21 protein-coding genes are annotated in these 20,397 nt (G+C 68.3%); 11 read left to right on the top strand and 10 right to left on the bottom strand.

Annotated features, from left to right (window positions below; all coding sequences use genetic code 11):
* Positions 1-2: 2 nt before the first annotated feature.
* The 4 genes from VGT00_21720 to VGT00_21705 form a co-directional block, all read right to left on the bottom strand.
* Positions 3-647, bottom strand: coding sequence for a DUF3047 domain-containing protein (locus VGT00_21720; GenBank protein ID HEV8534050.1), 645 nt, complete (start codon positions 645-647; stop codon positions 3-5).
* A 14-nt stretch (positions 648-661) separates the two neighbouring features.
* The gene (locus VGT00_21715; protein ID HEV8534049.1) at positions 662-2,071 is read right to left on the bottom strand and encodes a VWA domain-containing protein; all 1,410 of its coding nucleotides are present in this window, start codon (positions 2,069-2,071) and stop codon (positions 662-664) included.
* Between the two features lie 271 nt (positions 2,072-2,342).
* Positions 2,343-2,888 (bottom strand): hypothetical protein, encoded by a 546-nt coding sequence (locus VGT00_21710; GenBank protein HEV8534048.1) that lies wholly within the window; start codon positions 2,886-2,888, stop codon positions 2,343-2,345.
* A gap of 4 nt (positions 2,889-2,892) precedes the next feature.
* Complete coding sequence (locus VGT00_21705) at positions 2,893-3,807, bottom strand: MoxR family ATPase (GenBank protein ID HEV8534047.1); 915 nt, start codon at positions 3,805-3,807, stop codon at positions 2,893-2,895.
* Between the two features lie 112 nt (positions 3,808-3,919).
* Here VGT00_21705 and VGT00_21700 point away from each other — a divergent pair, with 112 nt between their 5' ends.
* From VGT00_21700 to VGT00_21685, 4 genes are all read left to right on the top strand, one after another.
* Entirely contained in the window at positions 3,920-4,243 is a 324-nt protein-coding gene (locus tag VGT00_21700; protein ID HEV8534046.1) for a PilZ domain-containing protein, read from the top strand.
* 523 nt (positions 4,244-4,766) lie between these two features.
* Positions 4,767-5,993 (top strand): ATP-binding protein, encoded by a 1,227-nt coding sequence (locus VGT00_21695; GenBank protein HEV8534045.1) that lies wholly within the window; start codon positions 4,767-4,769, stop codon positions 5,991-5,993.
* Positions 5,994-6,090: 97 nt separating this feature from the next.
* Positions 6,091-7,260 carry a M20 family metallopeptidase gene (locus VGT00_21690; GenBank protein ID HEV8534044.1) on the top strand — a complete coding sequence of 390 codons (1,170 nt, stop codon included), beginning with the start codon at positions 6,091-6,093 and terminating at the stop codon, positions 7,258-7,260.
* A complete protein-coding gene (locus VGT00_21685) occupies positions 7,250-8,446 on the top strand; it encodes a M20 family metallopeptidase (protein HEV8534043.1) in 1,197 nt (398 codons plus the stop codon). The genes VGT00_21690 and VGT00_21685 overlap by 11 nt, the downstream gene beginning before the upstream one ends.
* A gap of 12 nt (positions 8,447-8,458) precedes the next feature.
* Here the strand turns inward: VGT00_21685 and VGT00_21680 are convergent, their stop codons facing one another.
* The gene (locus tag VGT00_21680) at positions 8,459-9,031 is read right to left on the bottom strand and encodes a DinB family protein (GenBank protein ID HEV8534042.1); all 573 of its coding nucleotides are present in this window, start codon (positions 9,029-9,031) and stop codon (positions 8,459-8,461) included.
* Entirely contained in the window at positions 9,028-10,611 is a 1,584-nt protein-coding gene (locus tag VGT00_21675) for an FAD-dependent thymidylate synthase (GenBank protein HEV8534041.1), read from the bottom strand. The genes VGT00_21680 and VGT00_21675 overlap by 4 nt, the downstream gene beginning before the upstream one ends.
* Positions 10,612-10,697: 86 nt before the next feature.
* Here VGT00_21675 and VGT00_21670 point away from each other — a divergent pair, with 86 nt between their 5' ends.
* The 5 genes from VGT00_21670 to VGT00_21650 all read left to right on the top strand — a co-directional run bounded on the left by VGT00_21670 (position 10,698) and on the right by VGT00_21650 (position 14,746).
* Complete coding sequence (locus VGT00_21670) at positions 10,698-11,027, top strand: hypothetical protein (GenBank protein HEV8534040.1); 330 nt, start codon at positions 10,698-10,700, stop codon at positions 11,025-11,027.
* 12 nt (positions 11,028-11,039) lie between these two features.
* The gene (locus tag VGT00_21665) at positions 11,040-11,225 is read left to right on the top strand and encodes a tautomerase family protein (protein HEV8534039.1); all 186 of its coding nucleotides are present in this window, start codon (positions 11,040-11,042) and stop codon (positions 11,223-11,225) included.
* A 10-nt stretch (positions 11,226-11,235) separates the two neighbouring features.
* Positions 11,236-12,225, top strand: coding sequence for an LLM class flavin-dependent oxidoreductase (locus VGT00_21660; protein HEV8534038.1), 990 nt, complete (start codon positions 11,236-11,238; stop codon positions 12,223-12,225).
* Positions 12,226-12,326: 101 nt separating this feature from the next.
* Positions 12,327-13,679, top strand: coding sequence for a mandelate racemase (locus VGT00_21655; GenBank protein HEV8534037.1), 1,353 nt, complete (start codon positions 12,327-12,329; stop codon positions 13,677-13,679).
* Entirely contained in the window at positions 13,646-14,746 is a 1,101-nt protein-coding gene (locus VGT00_21650) for a hypothetical protein (protein HEV8534036.1), read from the top strand. Before VGT00_21655 ends, VGT00_21650 begins: the two co-directional genes overlap by 34 nt.
* Positions 14,747-14,931: 185 nt before the next feature.
* Here VGT00_21650 and VGT00_21645 read toward each other — a convergent pair whose 3' ends face one another.
* Positions 14,932-15,489 (bottom strand): hypothetical protein, encoded by a 558-nt coding sequence (locus tag VGT00_21645; GenBank protein ID HEV8534035.1) that lies wholly within the window; start codon positions 15,487-15,489, stop codon positions 14,932-14,934.
* Between the two features lie 332 nt (positions 15,490-15,821).
* On the opposite strand from VGT00_21645, the gene VGT00_21640 reads away from it, so the two are divergent.
* Positions 15,822-16,814, top strand: coding sequence for a glycosyltransferase (locus VGT00_21640; protein HEV8534034.1), 993 nt, complete (start codon positions 15,822-15,824; stop codon positions 16,812-16,814).
* 9 nt (positions 16,815-16,823) lie between these two features.
* A complete protein-coding gene (locus VGT00_21635) occupies positions 16,824-18,050 on the top strand; it encodes a pyridoxal-phosphate dependent enzyme (protein ID HEV8534033.1) in 1,227 nt (408 codons plus the stop codon).
* On the opposite strand, the gene VGT00_21630 is transcribed toward VGT00_21635, so the two are convergent.
* Genes VGT00_21630 through lgt form a run of 3 tightly spaced genes read right to left on the bottom strand, consistent with a single transcriptional unit; the run spans position 18,047 to position 20,303 of the window.
* Positions 18,047-18,736 (bottom strand): site-specific DNA-methyltransferase, encoded by a 690-nt coding sequence (locus VGT00_21630; protein HEV8534032.1) that lies wholly within the window; start codon positions 18,734-18,736, stop codon positions 18,047-18,049. The two genes, VGT00_21635 and VGT00_21630, sit on opposite strands and share 4 nt — an antisense overlap.
* A complete protein-coding gene (locus VGT00_21625; protein HEV8534031.1) occupies positions 18,733-19,512 on the bottom strand; it encodes an MBL fold metallo-hydrolase in 780 nt (259 codons plus the stop codon). Before VGT00_21625 ends, VGT00_21630 begins: the two co-directional genes overlap by 4 nt.
* Before the next feature lie 5 nt (positions 19,513-19,517).
* A complete protein-coding gene (gene lgt, locus VGT00_21620) occupies positions 19,518-20,303 on the bottom strand; it encodes a prolipoprotein diacylglyceryl transferase (GenBank protein ID HEV8534030.1) in 786 nt (261 codons plus the stop codon).
* Positions 20,304-20,397 lie beyond the last annotated feature (94 nt).

Here is a 20,397-nt window from a genome sequence, read left to right as displayed (position 1 = left end):
CCTCAGGGCTTGCAGAGGCGGAAGTTCGTGTAGTCGCCCTGCGCGGTCGACCGGGTGTCGTCGGAATCCGTGAGGACAGCGATGCCCGCGGCCTTGGGGACCTCGGCCTCGTCGAAGTATTTCTTGTAGTCCTCGAGGATATTGACGCGCTCCTCCGTCCACTCGCCCTTCCCCTGCATCCCGCTCCGGATGATCCGGGCCTGGGTCAGCCCGGCGCTCGAGGTCAGACGCGTGCCCGCGGGCACCACGGCGCTCCAGATGTACTTGAGGGACTTCACGGCGAAGGACGAGTACGGGAAAACGGCGTACACGGAGACGGCGCTGTCATTGGTCTTCGACTGGCGCTCGTCCGATCCGGCGGGGAATTCGAGGGGACGCCACGACCACGCGAGAATCGGATACGTCTTGGGATCCCACTCGTATTGCTTGGCCGCCTGAATGCCGATGCCCTTGGCCAGGGCGTGCAGGTAACGGAGGCTGCTCGCTTCCTGGATCGAGTAGACGGGCCGGCCCGATTCCTTGCGCGGCTTCCAGTCCGGCGGGAACTCCCCCACCTTGCCCTTGGCGAAGTCCTCGATGGTCACGCACTCCTGGGCGGCGGCTGACCCCCCCAGGGCGCCGCAGGCCACGAGGGCGGCGAGGAGCATCCGCTTCACGCGGCTCAGCGCCCGCGGCGCCACCAGGAGTGGACGAGGTGATCCACCACCTGCACGAGCTGGCTCACCGTACGGCATTCCTTGACGATGTCGCACGAGGGCGAGTACAGCGGCATCACGCTGTCGCCGATGCCCCAGCCCCATTGACCTTCCGGATTCAGCCAGATCACGCCCTTGACGCGCTCGCGGATCTGCCGGATGGCCCAGGCCTGCGGATCATTGTAGTTGTTGCGCGCGTCTCCCAGGATCAGCACGGTGGTCTTCCGGTCCAGCGACTCGAGCTCTGTGCGCACGAAGCGGCTGAAGGCGTAGCCGAAATCCGAGCGGCAATGGTAGTCCACCGAGGAGGACTTCAGCGCCCACTCGATGGCGTGGTCGACGGGGTAGGTGTTGAAGGCCTGGGTCACCTCGGCGATCTCGGAGACGAAGACATAGGAGCGCACGCGCGAGAAGCACTCCTGCAGACTCCACACGAGCTGGAGCATGAAGCGCGAGGCATTGCGCACGGAGTCCGAGACGTCGCAGAGGGTGATGAGCTTCGGCTTCTCACGATGCCGGCGCCGGAAGCGCACTTCCATGGGTATCCCGCCGTACTGGAGGCTCTTCCTGATCGTGCGCCGCGAGTCGAGCCGTCCCTTCTCCTCCTGCCGCTGCCGGAGGGCGAGGGCGTCCTTGATCCTGCGGGCGAGGCGCGCCACCACCGCCTTCATCTGGGCGATCTCGTCGGGGGAGAGGGCGAAGAGGGGCTTGTCGGTCAGCACCTCGCGCGTGAGGCGCTCCCCCGCGCGGTAGGCGCGCCGCTCGAGCTCTCGCTCCACGTGCTGGCGGATCATCCGGCGGAAGGCCTCCAGCCGGAGGTCGAGATAGTTGCGGATGCGGGCGAGCATGCCCGGATCCATCCCCTTGGCCTCGAGGAGCTGCATGATGCGGGAGAGGTCGCGCTCGATGGCCGCCCAGTCGAACTTGTCGTAGATCTTGCGCGAGAAGTAGCCGATCTGGAGAAAGTACATCAGGCGCTCGAGCCCCGTCCCCTGCCCCTGCCCGCGGATGGCCATTTCCATGTCCGAGCCCTCGCCGCGCAGCATGAGCTCGGTCAGCTCGTCCATGTCCATGTTCTCCTGAGCCATGAGCTGGTCGAGCATCTCCTGGATGCGGGGGTCCTCCGGCCCCAGCGCCTTCTTCAGCCCGGTGCCGAGCGCCTCGAGGTCGAGGAAGTAGAGATCGAAGATCCGGTCGAAGGTGGGCAGATCGCGCGATTCCTTGACGAGCGTGGTGGCGAGCGCCGTCTTGAAGGTGTCGCGATGCTCGAGCCCGATTTCCGAGGAGGCGGCCAACGCGTCGAGCGCCTCGCTCGGCGAGATGCGCAGCTCGGCCCTTCTCAGGTCGCCGATAAATTCCAAAATCCTTTGGTCCATTTAGGTTCTGGGGGGGAGCGCCACCTGCCGCTCCTCCCCCAGACCCCCCCACCAGGCCGCGTGGTGTGGTGCCACGATCGCTCGTTTCATCACGGGAAGGTGATCCAGCACGGGAGGAGCGCCACCTGCCGCTCTCGGTTAAGGGTTGGCTCGGCTCGCTGTCTTGCTGGTCGCCTCGCCTGCGGCTGCGGCTCCTCCCGCGGGCGGCGCCTCACACAGCAATCCCCAGACCCGTCCGATGAGGTAGCGCATTGGGCTTCAGATTGCGGGCTCATCGGGAGAAGGTGACCCAGGAGGACTTGAAGACGTCTTCGCTGCCGTCGCGGGTGATAGGGCAGAGGCGTCCGTCCTCGAGCCGGAGGAGGCCGTGGAATGAGCCCGCGGCGATGATATTCGTCATCTTGAGCTTCCAGCCAAGACCGCCCTCCGTCGCCTCTTCGTCGCGCTCCACCGCGCGCCCGACGTCCGGTACGTCGCCGACGAGGTGGAGCACCCGGACGGGGCCCTCAGCGCAGCGCAGCCCGAGCACCACCTTGTAGGCCGGCCCCTGGCGGAACGTCTCCACCGTCATCTCGCCCGGCTGAAGCAAATGCGCCACGGCCTCCGGCATGACGGCGCGGAAGAAGTCTCGAGGCGCGGAGTGCGTGTAGTAGAAGTGCCACCGTCCCGCCGCCACCATCCACAGCTTGGTGTACTCGCCGAGCGCGGCGGAGATGCAGCGACCGCCCTCGATGAACACGGGGCCCGCCGGCCCGAGCTCGGGCAGGCGGATGCGCGGGCTCGGAAACCAGAGCTCGCGGAACTCGGTCAGGTTCATGGCCTCAGTCGAGGTCGGCCAGGACCTTGTCGAGCGCGCCCTTGACACGCTCGAGATCCTTCTCGTGCTTGACGAGCATGGTCAGGGTGGACTCGACCAGCTCTCGATCGAGACTGTCGGCGTTGAGGATGACGAGCGAGCGCGCCCAGTCGAGGCTCTCGGACACCGAGGGCGCCTTGCGGAGCTCGAGCCCCCGGATGCGCTGGACGGCCGCCACCACCGTCTGGGCGAGGCGCTCCGAGACCTCGGGAACTTTGAGGCGGATGATCGCCAATTCTTCGTCGGGCGGCGGAAAATCGATGAAGAGATGGAGGCACCGTCGCTTGAGCCCGTCGGACAGCTCCCTCGCATTGTTGGAGGTCAGGACGACGAGCGGGATATTGGTCGCCTTGATGGTCCCGAGCTCCGGCACCGACACCTGGAAATCCGAGAGGACTTCCAGCAGGAACGCCTCGAATTCCGGCTCGGCCTTGTCGATCTCGTCGACCAGGAGGACGACGGGCTCGACGGACTCGATGGCCTGCAGGAGCGGCCGCGGGGCGAGGAAGCGATGCGAGAAGAAGGCGTCGTCCTGGCCCGAGATCTTGGCCACGGCTTCGGGCAGCGAGTCCGCGTCGGCGATCAACTGGCCGATGCGCTCGCGCAGGAGCTGGGTGTACAGGAGCTGCTTGGCGTACTTCCACTCATACAGCGCCTTTCCCTCGTCCAGTCCCTCGTAGCACTGGAGCCGGATGAGCCGTCGGGAGGTGATCTCGGCCAGGGTCTTGGCCAGCTCCGTCTTGCCCACGCCCGCCGGGCCTTCGATGAGAACCGGCCGCCCCATCCGCTCGGCCAGGAAGACGACGGTGGAGATTCTCCGGTTGGCGATGTAGCGGGCGTTCTTGAAGTGCTGCTGGACATCCTCCACGGACTGGAACATGTAGTCTCCTGTATGAGTGAATTGGCTCGCAGTGTAGCACACTTGCGGGCCACTGATGCCCCCATCCCGGGCTCCCATGGTGCGAGCTTCTTCGGGGTAGAATGGTGGCTGTATGACCAACCATTCAGCGGAGCTTCGCAGGCATCCGAGGGCTCGCGCGTCATGGCGGGTCGCCGTGGAAATGCCGGGCGGGCGCACCCTCAATCGGGAAACCATCGACGTGGGGCCGCACGGCGTGAAGGTCAGGCTCGACGAGACCGTCGGCGCGGGCAGCCGCGTCCGGCTACGCTTCCAGCCCCCCGACCGTCGGCCGCTCGATCTCGAGTCCATCGTGTGGCGAAACGACAGCGACGGCCCCGTCTTCGTCTTCGTCAATATGCCGGCCGAGGACTTCGAGCGCCTCAAGTCACTGGTAGACAATCACCGCGGCAGTTAATGGTCGCGGCGGCCCGCCCCCGCTTCCAGCGCCAGGTCCCCGCCCCGAGAGGGTCCCTTGCGCTCTTCGGGCAGTCTCCAAGGCATCGTGACCTTGTGTGTCACTTTTGCGGCAAGGTCTGTCATTAGTACATGGTCGCGTGAGAGCGGAGATGCGGCTATGAGGATTTCGTGCTCAGGTTGACAGGTTCCCCGACTCCCACACCCGGGCGGGGAAGCGGCTCCGAACTTGCGCAACCCCTCCCTGCTTTTCGGGGGACCGGGCTTCCTATCGGCGGTACCCCGGTGGGGACGCCGTTGTTGCTGTCCCGCACGCACGCAGATCGTCGGGTTGACAGTGTCCGACATATTCTGTTGGCATGCGAACGCCGCACAGAGAGGGTCCTTCAAATCATCACGCCATCGTCACGGTCCACCACTATCTTCGTGGCACTGGACTTGCTACCATTCTTGTAGCCATGCGCGTCGATCAGCCCTCGGGAATGGTCAGGCACCTCCAGGTCCTCCGAGCCGTGACGGAGGCCGTGAGTCGATCCCTCGATCTCCACGAGGTGCTTCAGAAATCGCTGGCCGCCCTCACCCATGTCACCGGTCATGAGATCGCGAGCCTGCACCTGATCTCTCCAGACGGCCAGAGTCTTCTCCTGCGCGGCGACCGCGGTCTCTCCGACGAGCTGCGTCGGGTCAACCTCGAGCTGCCCATGGGCGACGGCCTGATCGGCCGCGTCGCGCTGTCCGGGCGCGGGCGCCGGGTGGACGACGCGGGCCGCGAGACCGATCTTCTGCCCGCGGCGCGGGCGGCCGTGAGCACGGACGGCATCCGCGGCTTCGTCTGCGTGCCCATCCGGGCCCGCCACCGCATCCTGGGCACGCTGTCCCTCGGCCGCCAGACCGAGGACAGGTTCACGGACGAGGAAATGGCCTTGCTGGAGTGCGTGGCCGACCAGATCGGACTGGCCCTCGACAATGCCCGCCTCTACGGGGAGATCCATCGCCAGCTCGACGATCTCCGCCGGGCCCAGAACGAAGTGGTCAAGGCCGAGCGCCTCTCCGCCGTCAATGGGCTGGCCGCCGGAGTGGCCCACGAGATCAACAATCCGCTGACCATCATCATGGCGCAGCTGCATCTGCTCGCCCAGTCGCCCATCGGCCTCGAGGTCGAGGAGGCCCTGGGGGTCATCGACACGGCGGCCAAGCGGGCCGCCTCCATCGTCCGTGACCTCATCCTCTTCGCCGAGCATCGCCCGCCCCGGCGCCAGCGCTGCCAGATCGCCGAGCAGGTCAAGCAGGTGCTCGCCTTCGAGCAGTCGCGGCTCGAGGCCGACGGCATCCGGGTGCGCACCGACATCGAGCAAGCATCGGAAATCTGGGCGGACGCCAATCACGTACAGGAAGTTCTGCTCCACGTGGTGCAGAACGCCCAGCATGCCATGAAGGCCGCCCATGGCCGAGGCGTGCTGACGATCCGCGTGCGGCCCACGGTCGCCGGCGTCCGCATCACCGTCGCCGACGACGGACCGGGGATCCCCCCCGAGCACCTGCCGCGCATCTTCAATCCCTTCTTCACCACCAAGCAGCCCGGTGACGGGCGCGGCCTGGGTCTGTCCGTGTCCCACAGCATTGTGGGAGAGCACGGGGGGCGCCTCTGGGCGGAGAATCTGCCGGAGGGCGGGGCGATGTTCACCATCGACCTGCCCGTCGGCGAGCCCGAGCCAGCCCGCGAAGCCATCGATTCGCGCACGCATCAGTAGTCTCCCCGTCGCCCTCACCCCGCCCTCTCGACAAGGCCGTATCTGGGAGAGTAGTCTGTGCCCCTGATCTGAACTCTCACACCCCCCGGAGGCCCCGATGAGTTCTGTGAAAGACGCGATTTCCCAGGCGGTGGACCGCCTCGCCGACCAGCTGGAAGCGCTCTCGAAGCAGATCCACGCCAATCCCGAGCTGGGCTACAAGGAGGTCAAGGCCTGCGGCTGGCTCTCGGAGTTTCTGGGCCAGCAGGGCTTCAAGGTCGAGCAGGGCGTGGGCGGGGTCGAGACCGCCTTCCGCGCCACCATCGAGACGGGCGACGGCCCGACGGTGGCCATCATGTGCGAGTACGACGCGCTGCCCGGCATCGGCCACGCCTGCGGCCACAATGTCATCGCCACCTCCGGGGCCGGCGCGGGCGCGGCCCTGGCCGCCGTCAAGAGCCAGCTCCCCAAGGGGCGCATCCACGTGATCGGCACCCCGGCCGAGGAGGGGGGCGGCGGCAAGATCAGGCTCATCAAGGCGGGGCTCTTCAAGGACGTGGACGCGGCCATGATGATCCACGGCTTCGATCGGACGCTCCTGCACCAGGACCTCCTCGGCATCGCACGCGCGACGTTCGAGTTCAGCGGCAAGGCCTCGCACGCCTCGGCCGATCCGTGGGAGGGCATCAACGCCCTGGACGCCTGCGTCCAGACCTACAATTCCGTGGCCATGCTGCGCCAGCAGATACGCCCCGACTGCCGCATTCACGGCATCATCACGAGCGGCGGCATGGCGGCCAATATCATCCCCGAATCCGCTTCGGCGATCTTCTATGTCCGGGCCCCCCGCATCGACACCATGTGGGCGCTCTATCGGCGCGTGGTCGCCTGCGCGGAAGGCGCGGCCAAAGCCGCCGGCTGCCAGCTCGCAGTCACCCAGCACGACAGCGTTTACGAGCCGATGAAGTCAAGCCGCGTCCTCCTCGACCTCTTCGCGGCCAACATGACGTCCGTCGGTCTCACGGAAGGCGCCGCCATCCCCGACCGTAAGGGCTCCTCGGATGTGGGCAATGTCAGTCAGGTCGTGCCGACCATCCAGCCCATGATCGGGATCGCTCCCGAGGGCATGGCCATCCACACCCGCGAGTTTGCCGAGGCCGCCGTCAAGCCGCTGGCGCGTCAAGGCATGGTGGCGGCCGCCAAGACCATGGCCATGACGACCTACGATTTGCTGGCCGACCCCGGACGCGTGAAGGCGGCCAGGGAGGAGTTCGCGCATGGCCGCTGATCCGCTCGACCAGGTCAAGACCAAGGTCGCCGAAGCCGTCGATCGCCTGGCCGACGAGCTCGAGAAGCTCTCGCACCAGATCCACGCCCATCCCGAGCTGTGCTTCAAGGAAGAGAAGGCCTCGGCGTGGCTCACGGCCTTCCTCGAGAAGCAGGGCGCCCGGATGGAGCGCGGCGTGGGCGGTCTGCCCACGGCTTTCCGGGCGACCATCGAGGGCACGGGTCCCGGGCCAACGGTGGCTATCATGGCCGAGTACGATGCCCTGCCGAATATCGGGCACGCCTGCGGACACAACGTCATCGCCACCGCCGGCACGGGCGCGGGCGCGGCCATCGCGGCGGCCCTGGGCAAGCTCCCCTTCGCGGGTCGCGTGCAGGTGATCGGCACGCCTGCCGAGGAAGGCGGCGCGGGCAAGGTCAAGCTCATGGAAGCGGGCGTCTTCAAGGACGTCGACGCTGCCATGATGATCCACGGCCGCTGCGGGACCCAGGTGTGGCGGCCGAGCCTCGGCATCATCAAGGTCAAGTGCGAGTTCTTCGGCAAGGCCTCGCACGCCTCGTCCTGGCCGTGGCGCGGGGTGAATGCCCTCAACGCCATGATCCAGCTCTTCGTCTCTCTCGATCAGATGCGCCAGCAGCTCAAGCCCGACGCGCGCGTGCACGGGGTCATCACCAAGGGCGGGGACCAGGCCAACATCATCCCGGAGCACACGGCCTCCGAGTTCTACCTGCGGGCGCCCGCCAAAGACTACTGCAAGGAGCTCCTGCGGCGGTTCGAAGGCTGCGCGCAGGGGGCGGCCACGGCCACCGGCTGCACGGTCAAGGTGACGGCGGACCCCATCATCCACGACCCGCTCAAGCCGAACTTCGCCATGGCCACGCTCTTCGGCCAGAACCTCGAGCGTATCGACTTCCCCGTCGATCCCGACGACGGCGAGGCGGGCTATGGCTCGACCGACTGCGGCAATGTCAGCCAGGCCCTCCCCACCATTCACCCGTATATCCGCATCTCGCCAGACGGCATCCCGGGGCACTCACGGGAGTTCGCCGAGTGGGCCAAGTCACCGCTGGCCCGCACGGGCATGCTCGCCGGCGCCAAGGCCCTCGCGCTGACGGCCCTGGATCTGCTCGCGAAGCCCGACGAGCTCAAGCGGGCAAAGGAAGAGTTCGCGCAGGCCAAGGGCTGACCAGGCGACGAGTCAGGTACCGCGGAGGGCCTTGAGAACTTTCTTGGCCTGATTCAGGTGATCGAGGACGTGGAGCCGGAAGATGATGGCATAGGCCTTCCAGTCCAGCTCCTCGATCCAGTGCAGCGGCTGCTCGCGTCCGTCGGCTTCCTTGACATTGATGACCATGACCACGGGCGCCCTGGCCTCGGTGGGTCGATCAGGAGCCGTCGCGAGCACCTCGACCGCCTCCGCCTGAACGCGCTTGAGCTCATTGAGCAGATCGGGCCAGGGCCGGCTCATGGGATCAGACGACTGAAGCGCGGCCGGAATGGGACCGTGCGATGGGCGATGCCCGGCCAGGAGCTCGCGCAGCTCGGTGATGCTGGGCCGATGTGTCTCGACGAGATGATCCGCCACCTCCTGGATGGTCCACTCCTCGGGGATGGCCCCTGACCTCGCTTCCTTCTCGCTCACCCCGTCGAGGAATTCCTCGATGGCCGTGAAGGCGGCGGCCACCCGCTCCTGGATCTGGACAGCGCTCCGCCGGCCGCCCTGCTGCTCCAGATACTCCTTGGCCTTGACCTGCTCGGGGCGAAGCGTCATGGCGGATTCCGACGCCGCTCAGACGCGCGTTCGGCGTCGAGACGCCCGTGCTCGGCGTCGGAGAGATCGGCGAAGCGCATGGCCGCGGCGATGGCCCGGTGGCCGGCCTGCTCGTCGATCAGGCGGTACATGGCCTGGCAGATGCGGCGATAGGCGGGATGGCCCTGCGGTGCCGTCCTGAGCTCGATCATGTGCATGGCCTCGCGGGCATTGAGCTCCATGTAGAAGCGCACGCGATAAGCCATGGCCACGGCGTAGGGCGCCACCGCGGCCTGGCCCACTCCCTCCAGGGCCTCGCAGAGCTTGGCCGAGGCATCCATGACACGGGTCCAGTCGCCCAGCGCGCCGGCCTCCTCGATCTCCGGTCCCACCACCCAGCCGTGGCGCACGGAGAGCGGCTGCCACTCCAGCGTCAAGAGCCGGTGGCGCTGCAGATCCCGGAAGGCGCCATAGTCGCCGAGCACGTCGAAGCGATACGCCGTCCGCTCGAAAGCGCGGCCCGGCTTGTGACGGCGATTCTCGCGCGCGCCGACATAGGCGTCGAGGACTCGCCGCCGCTCCTCGGGGCCGAGCTTGCGCGCGAGGAGCAAGAGCTGGTCGTCGGGCAGCGGCGAGGCGGCGTACAGGGCGGCCGCCACGACCTTGACCTCTCCGTCCGGGTCGAAATCGGTCAGGGTCACCTCGCCGCGCGGCTCGATCTCCGCGCCGGCCAGGAGGCGGGCGGCCACGGCGGCGGTCTCCGCGCGCGTCTCGGCCAGATAGCGGCTCCAGAGGGCGCCGCGATCGGGCCGGTCCACGCGGGTGAGGAAAGCGGGAATGACCTTGCGCAGCTCGACGAGCATGAGGGCGGCGTGGTCACGAACCTCCTGGAGCGGGTGCGCGCGCATCCTCAGGAGCAGCGCCTCGTATCCCTGGCCCGTGCCGAAGATGCCGACGTTGGACCGCGTGGCGGCGGGCAGGAGCCCGCGCAGGCTGTCGAGCGCCTTGGCGCGTATGGTCGAGCGCCCGGCGACGTCGCTGTCGCCCGCGGGCCCGGACAGGCGGGCCGCCCAGAATTCGCGCATGGGGTCTATCCAGCGGGCGTAGGTCTCGAAGGCCTGGTCGAGGGTCTCGACGTAGCGCGCGCGGAGCGGATGTCCGTCGAGCTCGGCGGGGACATGGTACTTCCAGTGGCCGCCCGGACGGTCCGTGTAGGGGACATAGCGCGTGGACTGCTCGAGATAGGCCATGAGCCGCCCCCACTCGAGCACCTTGGTCAGGATATTTGACGCGCCCTCGCAGGCGATGTGCACGCCGCCGAGCTGCGCCACCGAGTCGTCGCCGTACTCGGAGAGCATGCGCTCGTAGAGCTCTTCCGCGCGCTTGGTCCCGATAGGCCGCGCGCCGCTACCGCCCTCCAGACCCTCCCCCACGAACTCGTCGAGAAAAAGACGGCGGAGAGACTTGGCCGAGCGCGAGTAGCGGGCGAAGAGGGCGCCTTTGACCACTTCGGGCAGGTTCACGAGGGCGAAGACGGGCCCGTCCAGATTGGTGAAGTAAGGCTCGAGAACCGCCCGCTCCGCGGGGGTGAACGTCTCCACGCTGCCATCCTAGCATGTACCCGCTGTCGCGAGCTTTTCAGCAGCCTGCGTTGACCGGCTCAAAGGACGCGTGTGATAATCCACGCATGCGTCCGCCACGCGCCGTGGTGCTCCTTGCCGTCGTCCCGCTGGCGGTCGGGTGCTTCGCGGTGTCGTTCGGCCGCGAGTTCCCTTCTCCCGAGACCCGCACGATCACCGTCGGGCGCACCGACAAGGTAACCCTCCAGCGCGTGTTCGGCGACCCCTATCAGGTGGGGATCGACAGCGGAGATCCCACGTGGCGCTGGTTCTTCGGTCGCCGCGATTCGGGCTCGGAGGTGACCAAGGACCTCTCCGTGCGCTTCGGGGCCGACGGCACCGTCAAGTCCTACTCGTTCACCTCGAACTTTCCCGAGGACATGAAGCGCCTCAGGTAGACAGGAGCCCCCATGCCCAATATCACCGTGCAGTGGTACGCCGGCCGCACCGACGAGCAGAAGCGCGAGATCACCGCCGCCATCACCGAGGCCATGGTCAAGATCGGCAAGACCACCGCCGATCAGGTGCACGTCGTCTTCCAGGACATCGAGAAGTCGAACTGGGGGGTGAACGGGAAGCTCGCGAGCGACAAGTAGCCACCCGTCGATGGCCAAGCTGAAGGTCGGGTTCATCCCCATCGAGGGGGGCCACTACTACAAGGACGCCCTCGAGGAGGTCGTGCGCGCCGAGGACCTCGGCTTCGACTCGGTGTGGATGGAGGAGCACCATTCCGTCGTCGACCACTACTGGCCCTCGCCCCTGACCGTGCTGGCCGGCTTCGCCACGCGGACCTCTCGCGTGCTCCTGGGCACCGATATCCTCGTGGCTCCGTTCTACCACCCCGTCCGGCTGGCCGAGGACGCGGCCCTGATCGACGTCATGTCCGCCGGCCGCTTCGTGCTGGGCGCGGCCATCGGCTACAAGCCCGATGAGTTCGCCCTCTATGGCGCCGAGCTCGAGAAGCGCGGGGCCCGCTTCGAGGAGCAGCTGGCCATTATCAAGGGTCTGTGGACCCAGGAGTCCATCGCCTTCAAGGGCCGGCACTACCAGGTGGAGGGGACGCTCGAGCCGAAGCCCGTGGCCAAGCCTCACCCGCCCATCTGGATAGGCGGCTGGGGCGATCTCACCCTCAAGCGCGCGGCCACCCTCGCCGACAACTGGATCCCGGGACCGACGGCCGACCTCCCGCGCCTCCTCAAGGGCAAGAAGCAGTTCCTGGCCGAGCGCGCCGCCGCCGGGCGAACGGCCCCCCTCGCCGAGTGGCCGCTCACACGGGACCTCATCATCGCGGACACCGACAGGGAAGCCCGGGAGCTCGCGGAGCGGCACATCATGGTCTCGTACCGGAAGGAGTACGCGGGCGGGTGGAAGCACCCCTTCATCGACGCGTCGATCGCCACCGATCTCGAGGGCCTCATGAAGCACCGCTTCCTGATCGGCGGCCCGGATCAGGTGCGCAAGGCGCTCGAGCCGTTCGTCACCGAGTACGGCCTGACGCACCTCATCTGCCGCCTCTTCTTCCCCGGCATGCCGCACCGCCACATCATGCGCGAGCTCGAGCTCATCACCAAAGAGGTCATGCCAGCATTCCTGTAAGGCTCTCGCTCAAGTCCGCCTCCTTCCACATCCGGAACCTCGACACGAGGCTGCCCTTCCGGTACGGCATCGTCACGCTCACGCGCTTTCCCCTCCTCCACGTGGGCGTCGAGGTGGAGGCCGCCGACGGCCGGCGCGCGCGCGGCTATGCCGCCGACAATCTCCTGCCCAAGTGGTTCGACAAGGATCCGGCCCGGAGCTTCCGGGAGAATGTCCGGGACCAGCTCGTGGCCATCCGCATCGCCCATCAGGCGTACGTGGAGGCGGCCAAGGTGCCCCGGTCCATCTTTCAGATCTGGCTGGACGCCTTTGCGGAATGCCGGCGGAAGGGTCCCGGACGGAATCTGAACGCGCTCACCATCGCCTTCGGCTCGTCCTTCTTCGAGCGCGCCCTCGCCGATGCCGCGGCGCGGCTCGCGGGCGCCGACGCGGTCGCCCTGCTCCGCCACGATCTCCTGGAGATACGGCCCGGGGCCATCCATCGCGAGCTCGAGCAGGAAGACCTCGTGCGCTGGACTCGCGAGACCGCCCCCGCCTCCCTGGCCGTGCGCCACACCGTGGGCCTGCTCGATCCCATCTCGGCGGCCGACGTGCCCGCCGACGGCTGGATCGGCGACGGGCTGCCCCAGACTCTCGAGGAATGCGTCACCACCTACGGGCTCCGGTACTTCAAGATCAAGGTGGGCGGTCGCCTCGACGAGGACGTGGTCCGCCTGAGCTCGGTCGCCTCCACCCTCGACCGCCTGATCGCCGATCCGTACGTGGTCACCCTGGACGGCAACGAGCAGTACAAGACGCTCGCCGACCTCCGGCGACTCCTCGAGACCCTGAGCAAGACGTCCGGGCTCTCACGCTTCCGCAAGGCCATCGCCTTCGTGGAGCAGCCGCTCGAGCGGTCCTTCGCCCTCGACCCCGCCGCCCTCGACGGCCTGCCCAAGCTCGGCGTGCCCCTCGTCATCGACGAGAGCGACGCCGAGGTCGAGTCGTTCAAGATCGCCGTCTCGCTCGGGTACCGGGGCGTCAGCGCCAAGAACTGCAAGGGCATCTTCAAGTCGTTCCTGAACCGCACGCTGATCGAGCGGTGGAATCGGCGACGCAAGCCCGAGGCGGCCCTCTTCATGAGCGCGGAGGACCTCACGAACCTGCCCATGGTGGCGCTCCAGCAGGACCTGGCCACCGTGCGCGCCCTCGGCATCACCCACGTCGAGCGCAACGGCCATCACTACGTCAAGGGACTCGCCCACTGCTCCCGGCGCGAGCGGTATCAGGCCACCCGTCTGCACCGCGACCTGTATCTCGGCGGTGAGGCCCAGGCGCGTCTCCGAGTCGAGGGGGGTGCCCTGAACGTGGGCTCGCTGGGGACGCCGGGCTATGGCGGAGCCTTCGAGCCCGATCTCCCGTCCATGGTGTCTCTCGAGCGATGGAGCTTCGACTCCCTGGAGGCAGAGTCCTGATCGCCTACCGACTCAATCGCTCCTTCGCCTGGAATGTCGCCCATCCTCCCCGGCTGCCCCCGAAACCGCGCACCCTGCGCCCCGCCCCCGTCCACCTCTTCGACAAGACTCTCGAATGTCCGGTGGGGATCGCCGCCGGCCCCCTGCCGAATGCGAAGTGGATGGCCGCCTATGCCCGCCTCGGCTACGGACTCCTGACCTACAACACGGTGCGGACCCGGGAGCACCCGGCGTACCGGGCGCCCAATCTCGTCTTCTGTCGTCTGGGCGATCCCACCACGCTCGAGCCCGCGCCTCGGCACCTCGATCCCGCCGCGGTGACCTGGGTCGTCTCCTTCGGCCTGCCCTCCGCCAAGCCCGACGTGTGGCGAGCGGACGTCAAGCGCGCGCGCGCCGCCCTCGGTCCGAAGCAACTGCTCATCGTCAGCGTGGTGGGCACTCCCGCGCCCGACGGCGACGGCGAGCAGCTGGCCGCCGACTATGCCACGTGCGCGCGGTGGGCGGCCGAAGCCGGCGCCGACGTGGTCGAGCTGCACCTCTCCGCTCCCGATACGACGGCCGAGCGCGCGCAGATGGTCTACGAGGACGCGGCGCTGTCGGCGCACATCGTCCAGCGAGTACGGCGCGCCGTCGGTCTCAAGCCGGTGGTGGCCAAGCTCGGGGCGGCCAGGAGTCCACGCGCATTGCACGACGTGGCCACGGCGACCGCCCGCTGGCTCGACGGCTTCACCCTCGTCAACGGTCTTCAGCGACGCGTCGTCAAGCCAGACGGGACGCCCGCCCTGCCGGGCGAGGGGCGCGAGCTGGCGGGGGTGTCCGGCGCCGCGCTGTGGGAGCACTGTCGCGTGCAGGTCGCCGAGCTCTGCGCCTGGCGGAAAGCGGGCGCCTGGGATCGGGTGGTCCTGGCCGTAGGCGGCATCACCACCGTCGAGCGCGCGCGCGCGAGCCTGGAGTCCGGGGCGAGCGCCGCCCTCCTGGCGACGGCGGCGCTGGTGGATCCACTGCTCGCCGCGCGCTTTCGAGGGGCCCGCGGCGCGGCCGAGGTTGCGCGCCGGCCGCGTCGCTAGCTAGCTCGGAGGGGGGCTCCGCCCCCCTTCCGAAGCCTCCCCCCGACGCAGTGCGAGCCGCAGGACGTCGCGGGGCTGGGGCCCTGCCGTCCGAGGCGAGCAATCTGAGAAGGGCGCCGGCGAAGCCGGCGCTCGAAGCGGAACATTCTTCCTCGCGAGGGCATAGGATTCCTTTGGATAGGCCGCTAGCGGATGCTCCGCGGAGCCGAGCCCTCCAGCTTGAACTCGTCCTTCTCTTCGAGCGGGATCCCGAAGGAGGCAAGCTCGCTCTTCTTCTTCTCGGCGATACGCTGGGAGGCGCGCCGGAGAAGCTCCTCCTGGCTCGGCGGCCTGAAGGCCGCGTCGCCCTCCTTGACCCGGCGCCCGCATCGGTCGAGAAGTTCCGTCAGCTCAGCAATGCCGCCGGGGCCATTGCTCGCCCTGACGGCATCCCAGGCCCTGAGCTTGTCGGCCCCCGCCCCCGTCTTGCGGATCTGTCTCGTCGAGTCCTGAAGGCCGATCAAGCTGCCCGCGAGGTCGAGCGCCTCGTCGAGCCATGCGCGGAAATCCGTCCTGGCCGTCGGGCAGTCGCGCCGGGAGAATTTCTCCGCCGTGTCCTTGAGCTCCTTGAGTCGCTCGGTGGCCTTTTCCACCTTCTCGTCGGCCGGCCATTGCCATGGATCGTCTCGGGCGACCGCCTTGGCCATGGGCCACACGATGGCAGAACCAGACGCGAGAAGGACCAGAGTGGCGGCCAGGGCCATCGAAAATCTTTGGAGGGCACGGACACGGATCACGAAGCGCCTTTCTCGTGTGACGGCGGTGCATGGCGCCCATCACACGGTGGTCTTGCCGTTCTCTTGTACGGTAAGGGCACGGCATGACCGTGTCAAGATTTCGCGGCTCACGAGCTCCGGCGGGATCCACTCAGCCCTCGCCTCATGCTGCCCTGGGCCTTCGGCCCCGGCCAGCATTCAGCTCGGCTCCACTCAGCCCTCGCCTCATGCTGCCCTGGGCCTTCGGCCCCGGCCAGCATTCAGCTCGAACAGCCGGTAGCGTTTCGGCTCGAACTGCGAGGCTGTGCTAGGCTCGCCGCATGCGCTGGCTCATCGTGCTGCCCTTCGAGCGACCGGGGCACTTTGGGGTGGATTTCCGGGACGAGCTCGCGGCCATGGGCCATGAGGTGCGCACCTTCGCCTACCGGCGCGACAATCCGCTCTACAAGAACCGCGGCACCAAAGCGGCCTATCAGCTCTGGATCCTGAGGCGGCTCGAGGGGATCTGCCTCGAGTGGGAGCCCTCGCTGGTCCTCGTCCTCAAGGGCGGGCCCATCACCCCCGGGCTGATCCGCCGGGTCAAGCGGAGTCGGGACGTGCTCTTCCTCAACGTCTTCCCCGACAATCCGCTCTGGATGATCCCCTTCGACGCCATCGAGGCCTATGACGTCTTCTTCACGAAAGAGCGCTACGCCCTCACCTCGCTCGAGCACGTGGGCCTGCGCAATCTGCACTACCTGCCCCTCTACTGCGTGCCCGCCCTGCACCATCCCGTGACGCTCACCGCGGAGGAGCGGCTCCTCTACGCGAGGCCGGTCAGCTTCGTGGGAAGCCGCTATCCGTATCGTGAGCGCCTCATCAAGGAGCTCCTGACCTTCCCCATCAAGCTCTGGGGCCCCGGTTGGCAGCGGTCGGAGTCGCCCGACATCCGCGCCGTGGTGGCGGGCGGTCCGGTCTGGGGGCGGGCCAAGCTCGCGATCTACTCGGGCTCGACGCTCTCGCTGAATCAGCATCACCCCATGAACGACATCGTGGGCGTCAACAATCGCGCCTTCGAGCTGGCGGCCAGCGGCGCCTGCCAGCTCGTGGATCTCAAGGGCGAGCTCCCCGGACTCTTCACCCCTGGGGAAGAGGTGGTGGCCTATCGGGATCTCGACGACCTCAAGGACCAGATCGGCTACTACCTCGCCCACCCCGACGAGGCGCGCGGCATCGGCGACAACGCCATGAAGCGCGCGCTCAAGGACCACACGCTCCGCCATCGCATCGAGGAGATCCTCACGGTGGTCGAGCACCGCTTCGGGAAGCGCTGATGCTGAATCATGACTGATTCGCTGGCCACCGGTCTGCGCTGTATCGAGTGCGGAGGCGCCCACCCGCTCGGCTATACGCTCCAGTGCCCGACCTGCGGGGGCCTGCTCGAGCTCATCTACGATGAGGGGTCGCTCCGGACGATGGGAGCCCGAGCCTTTGCCGGCTCCGGGCTCTGGCGCTACGCGCCCGTGCTGCCCATCATGGATCCGGCCCACCGGGTCTCCCTCGGCGAGGGGCAGACTCCGCTCCTCGAGTGCCCGCGCCTGGCCCGACAGCTCGGCGTCCGGCGCCTCCTCGTCAAGTTCGAGGGCGCCAACCCGACGGGCACGGTCAAGGACCGCAGCTCGGCCACGGCGGTGAGCGCCGCGCTCCAGTTCGGCTTCGGCGTCACCTCGGTGGTCAGCTCCGGCAATGCGGGCTCCTCCATCGCCGCCTACTCGGCCCGCGCGGGGCTGCCCTCGCTGATCTTCTGCTACGAGCGCGCCTCGGCGCCCAAGATGCTTCACATGGCCGCCACGGCCTCGGACCTCGTCATCTACAAGGGCGTCTACGACGACCTCATCACGCTCTGGGATCGGCTCGCGGAGGAGCGGCTCTTCTTCGACGGCGGCGCCTCGCGCAATCCGTACAAGCACGAGGGCAAGAAGACCATCGCCTACGAGATCGCGGAAGGGCTGGGCTGGCACGCCCCCGACCTCGTGGTGGCCCCCGTCGCCGTGGGTGAGACCTTCATCGCCGCCTCCCGAGGCTTTGCCGAGATGGAGCGCCTGGGCCTCATCGCCAAGCGGCCCCTCATGGCCGCCGCTCAGGCGGCGCGGGCCAATGCCGTGGTACGGGCCTGGCGGGACAAGACGGCCATCACCCCGCTCAAGATCGGCTACACGGTAGCCGAGGGACTGGCCGCGGGCGATCCCGGGCGCAAGGGCAGCTGGGTCCTGCGCATTCTGCGCGAGACGGGCGGCGTGGCGGGCCAGGCGGAAGACGAGGAGATTCTGGCCGCCCAGGCCATGCTCGCGCGCACCGAGGGGATATGGGCAGGGCCGACCGGCGTGGCCGCGCTCGCCGTGCTCGGCAATCTCCTCCGCGAGAAGCAGGTCGATCCCGCCTCCACGATTTGCGTCATCCTGAGCGAGACCGGGCTCAAGACCGAAGCGGCGCCGCCGAGCCGCCCGGCCATCGCCTTCGACGAGGCTTCGCTGCGGAGACTCGTGCTGGACAAGCTGAAGCGGAGCTAGCCCCGCACGCGCGCCATCTTCAGACGGCGCGCGGCGAGCTCGGCCATGCGGGGATCGCGCTCGACGCCGATCCAGTCACGGCCCAGGCCGAGCGCCACGTGGCCGACCGTCCCCGCCCCGCAGAAGGGATCGAGGATGGGGCCGCGGCGGCGACTCTGGAGAATGAGCGCCCGCAGCACCGGCGCGGGCGTGGCATCCCAGATGCTGGCCGGATGCGTCCGGGGCAGCGGCAGCATCCAGCACAGGGTGGCTGCGGTGGGACGCACGCGCCGCCCCGCCTTGCGGAAGCGCAGCAGGTAGTTGATCCGGTTGTCCCATCGCTCGCGCGAGCGCGTCTCCGCCCAGATGCCCTTGGACTGGAGCCTCCAGCCCGTGCGCCTGAGCCAGGCCGTGATGAGCGCGTCGAAGCCTACCCATTCGCGGCCGTTGTGGCGATCGCCCAGGACCAGCCAGAGATCTCCATCGGGGGCGAGCACGCGGAGCCACTCGCGGCCGAACCCCACGGCAAGGCGGCGCGCGTAGCGGTCGGCCGTCGGGCGGCCGCCATTGCTGACCCAGTAGGGCGGAGAGGTCAGGATGACGCCGATGCTCGCGGCCGCGATCTGGCCGAGGCGCCGGCTGTCCGCCTGGTACAGGCGCGCCCGCCCGTCAGGACGGGCCCAGGCTCTCGCCGTCGCGCCCTTCACAGCGTATAGGGCTCGAGCTCACGCGCGACCTCGACCTCGCCGGAGAAATGCTTCCGCGCTTCCTCGACCAGCGCCTCGAGCTCATGGTGGTGCCCCGCATCGATATGGGCCAGGATGAGGCGGCGCACCCCCGCGCGCGCGGCGACTCCTCCCGCTTCGGCAGCGGTGGAGTGGGCGCCGAAGCGCCGAGATCGCCGCTCGGAGAATGTGGCCTCGTGGATGAGGGTGTGGGCGTGACGCGCGAGCGTCTCGACGGCGGCGCATGGCTCGGTGTCGGAGGAGTAGACCACGGCCGCGCCGGAGGCCGACGGCGGGAAGCGGACGGCGATATTCGGCATGCTCCCATGGGCATTGGGCGAGGCCGTGATGGTGAGGCCGCCCGCCCCCTCGAGGACAAAGCCCTCCCGCGGCGGCACCGGCTCCCAGACGATGGGGAAGAGACCGGGCCGCTCCAGCAGCCCGAAGACTCCAAGCAGCGAGCGGAGCGCCGTCTCGTGCTCCTCGCGGCACGCGATCCGAAGCGGCGCCGTGCGGCCCGTGAGAAAGAGGGTCTGGACGAGCGAGGGCAGCCCGTAGGCATGGTCGGGATGGATATGCGTCACGACGACCCGTCCGAGGGCGAGGGGATCCACGCCGGCCCGCATGAGCTTCTGGGCGGGGCTGCCCCCGCAGTCCACGAGCACCGGGGGCCGACCGGGCTCCTCGAACACGATGGACGTGGTGTCGCGGTCACGCCCCGGCACGGCGCCCGACGTGCCCAGGAAGACGAAGCGCACGGGGATCAGGCCGAGGCGTGGGCGCGGCGAAGCAGGAGGGGGACGCCGATCACGGCCAGCCCGATCCCCACGAGACTCGCCAGCTGGGCCACCCGGAGCGGCCCGAGCATGAGGGCGTCGGTGCGCAATGCCTCGGTCATGAAACGGCCAAGGGAATACAGGCCGAGATAGGTCAGGAAGAGCGCGCCGGGGGCCCGCTCCAACCGCTTCCGGAACAGGCCGACGAGCAGGATGAAGACGAGGAAGTCCCAGACGGACTCGTAGAGAAACGTCGGATGAAAGAACTCCTCCTGCGCGAACGGGAGCGGGCGGTGGGGCGGGGAGATGTAGAGCTTCCATGGCAGATCCGTCGGCGTGCCGAACGCCTCCTCGTTGAAGAAATTGCCCCAGCGGCCGACGGCCTGCCCCAGGGCCAAGCTCGGCGCGGCGATGTCCATGTACGTGATGGCGGGCAGCCCTTTCCAGAGGGCATAGCTGCCTCCCACGAGCAGCCCACCAAGGACACCGCCGTGTATGGCGAGTCCGCCTTCCCAGACGGCGATGATCTTGGAGGGAAAGCGGCTGTAGTAGTCGAGGTTGAAGGCGACGTAGTAGAGGCGCGCGCCGATGAGGCCGCCGATGAGGGCCAGCTCCGAGGCCTTGAGCAGGTTGTCGGGGTCAAGGCCACGGCGCTGGGCCTCGTGGTGGGCGAGCCAGAGGCCCAGCGCCATCGCGCCCGCCATGAGGATGCCGTACCAGCGGAAGGTCAGGGGGCCGAGCTGGAAGGCGATGGCCCCGGGAGAGTGGAACATACGGCCCTGGTTATACGGCCGGGGGCCGATGCTGTCAAATAAATCGCGGCTTTGTCGGCAAAATCGTTGACACCCTCGGAAGGCGTCCGGTATC

The organism is Candidatus Methylomirabilota bacterium (assembly GCA_036002485.1).
Taxonomy (GTDB): Bacteria; Methylomirabilota; Methylomirabilia; order Rokubacteriales; family CSP1-6; genus AR37.
Note: the sequence above shows the minus strand (reverse complement) of the source record. Positions and strands in the feature narration are given on the sequence as shown.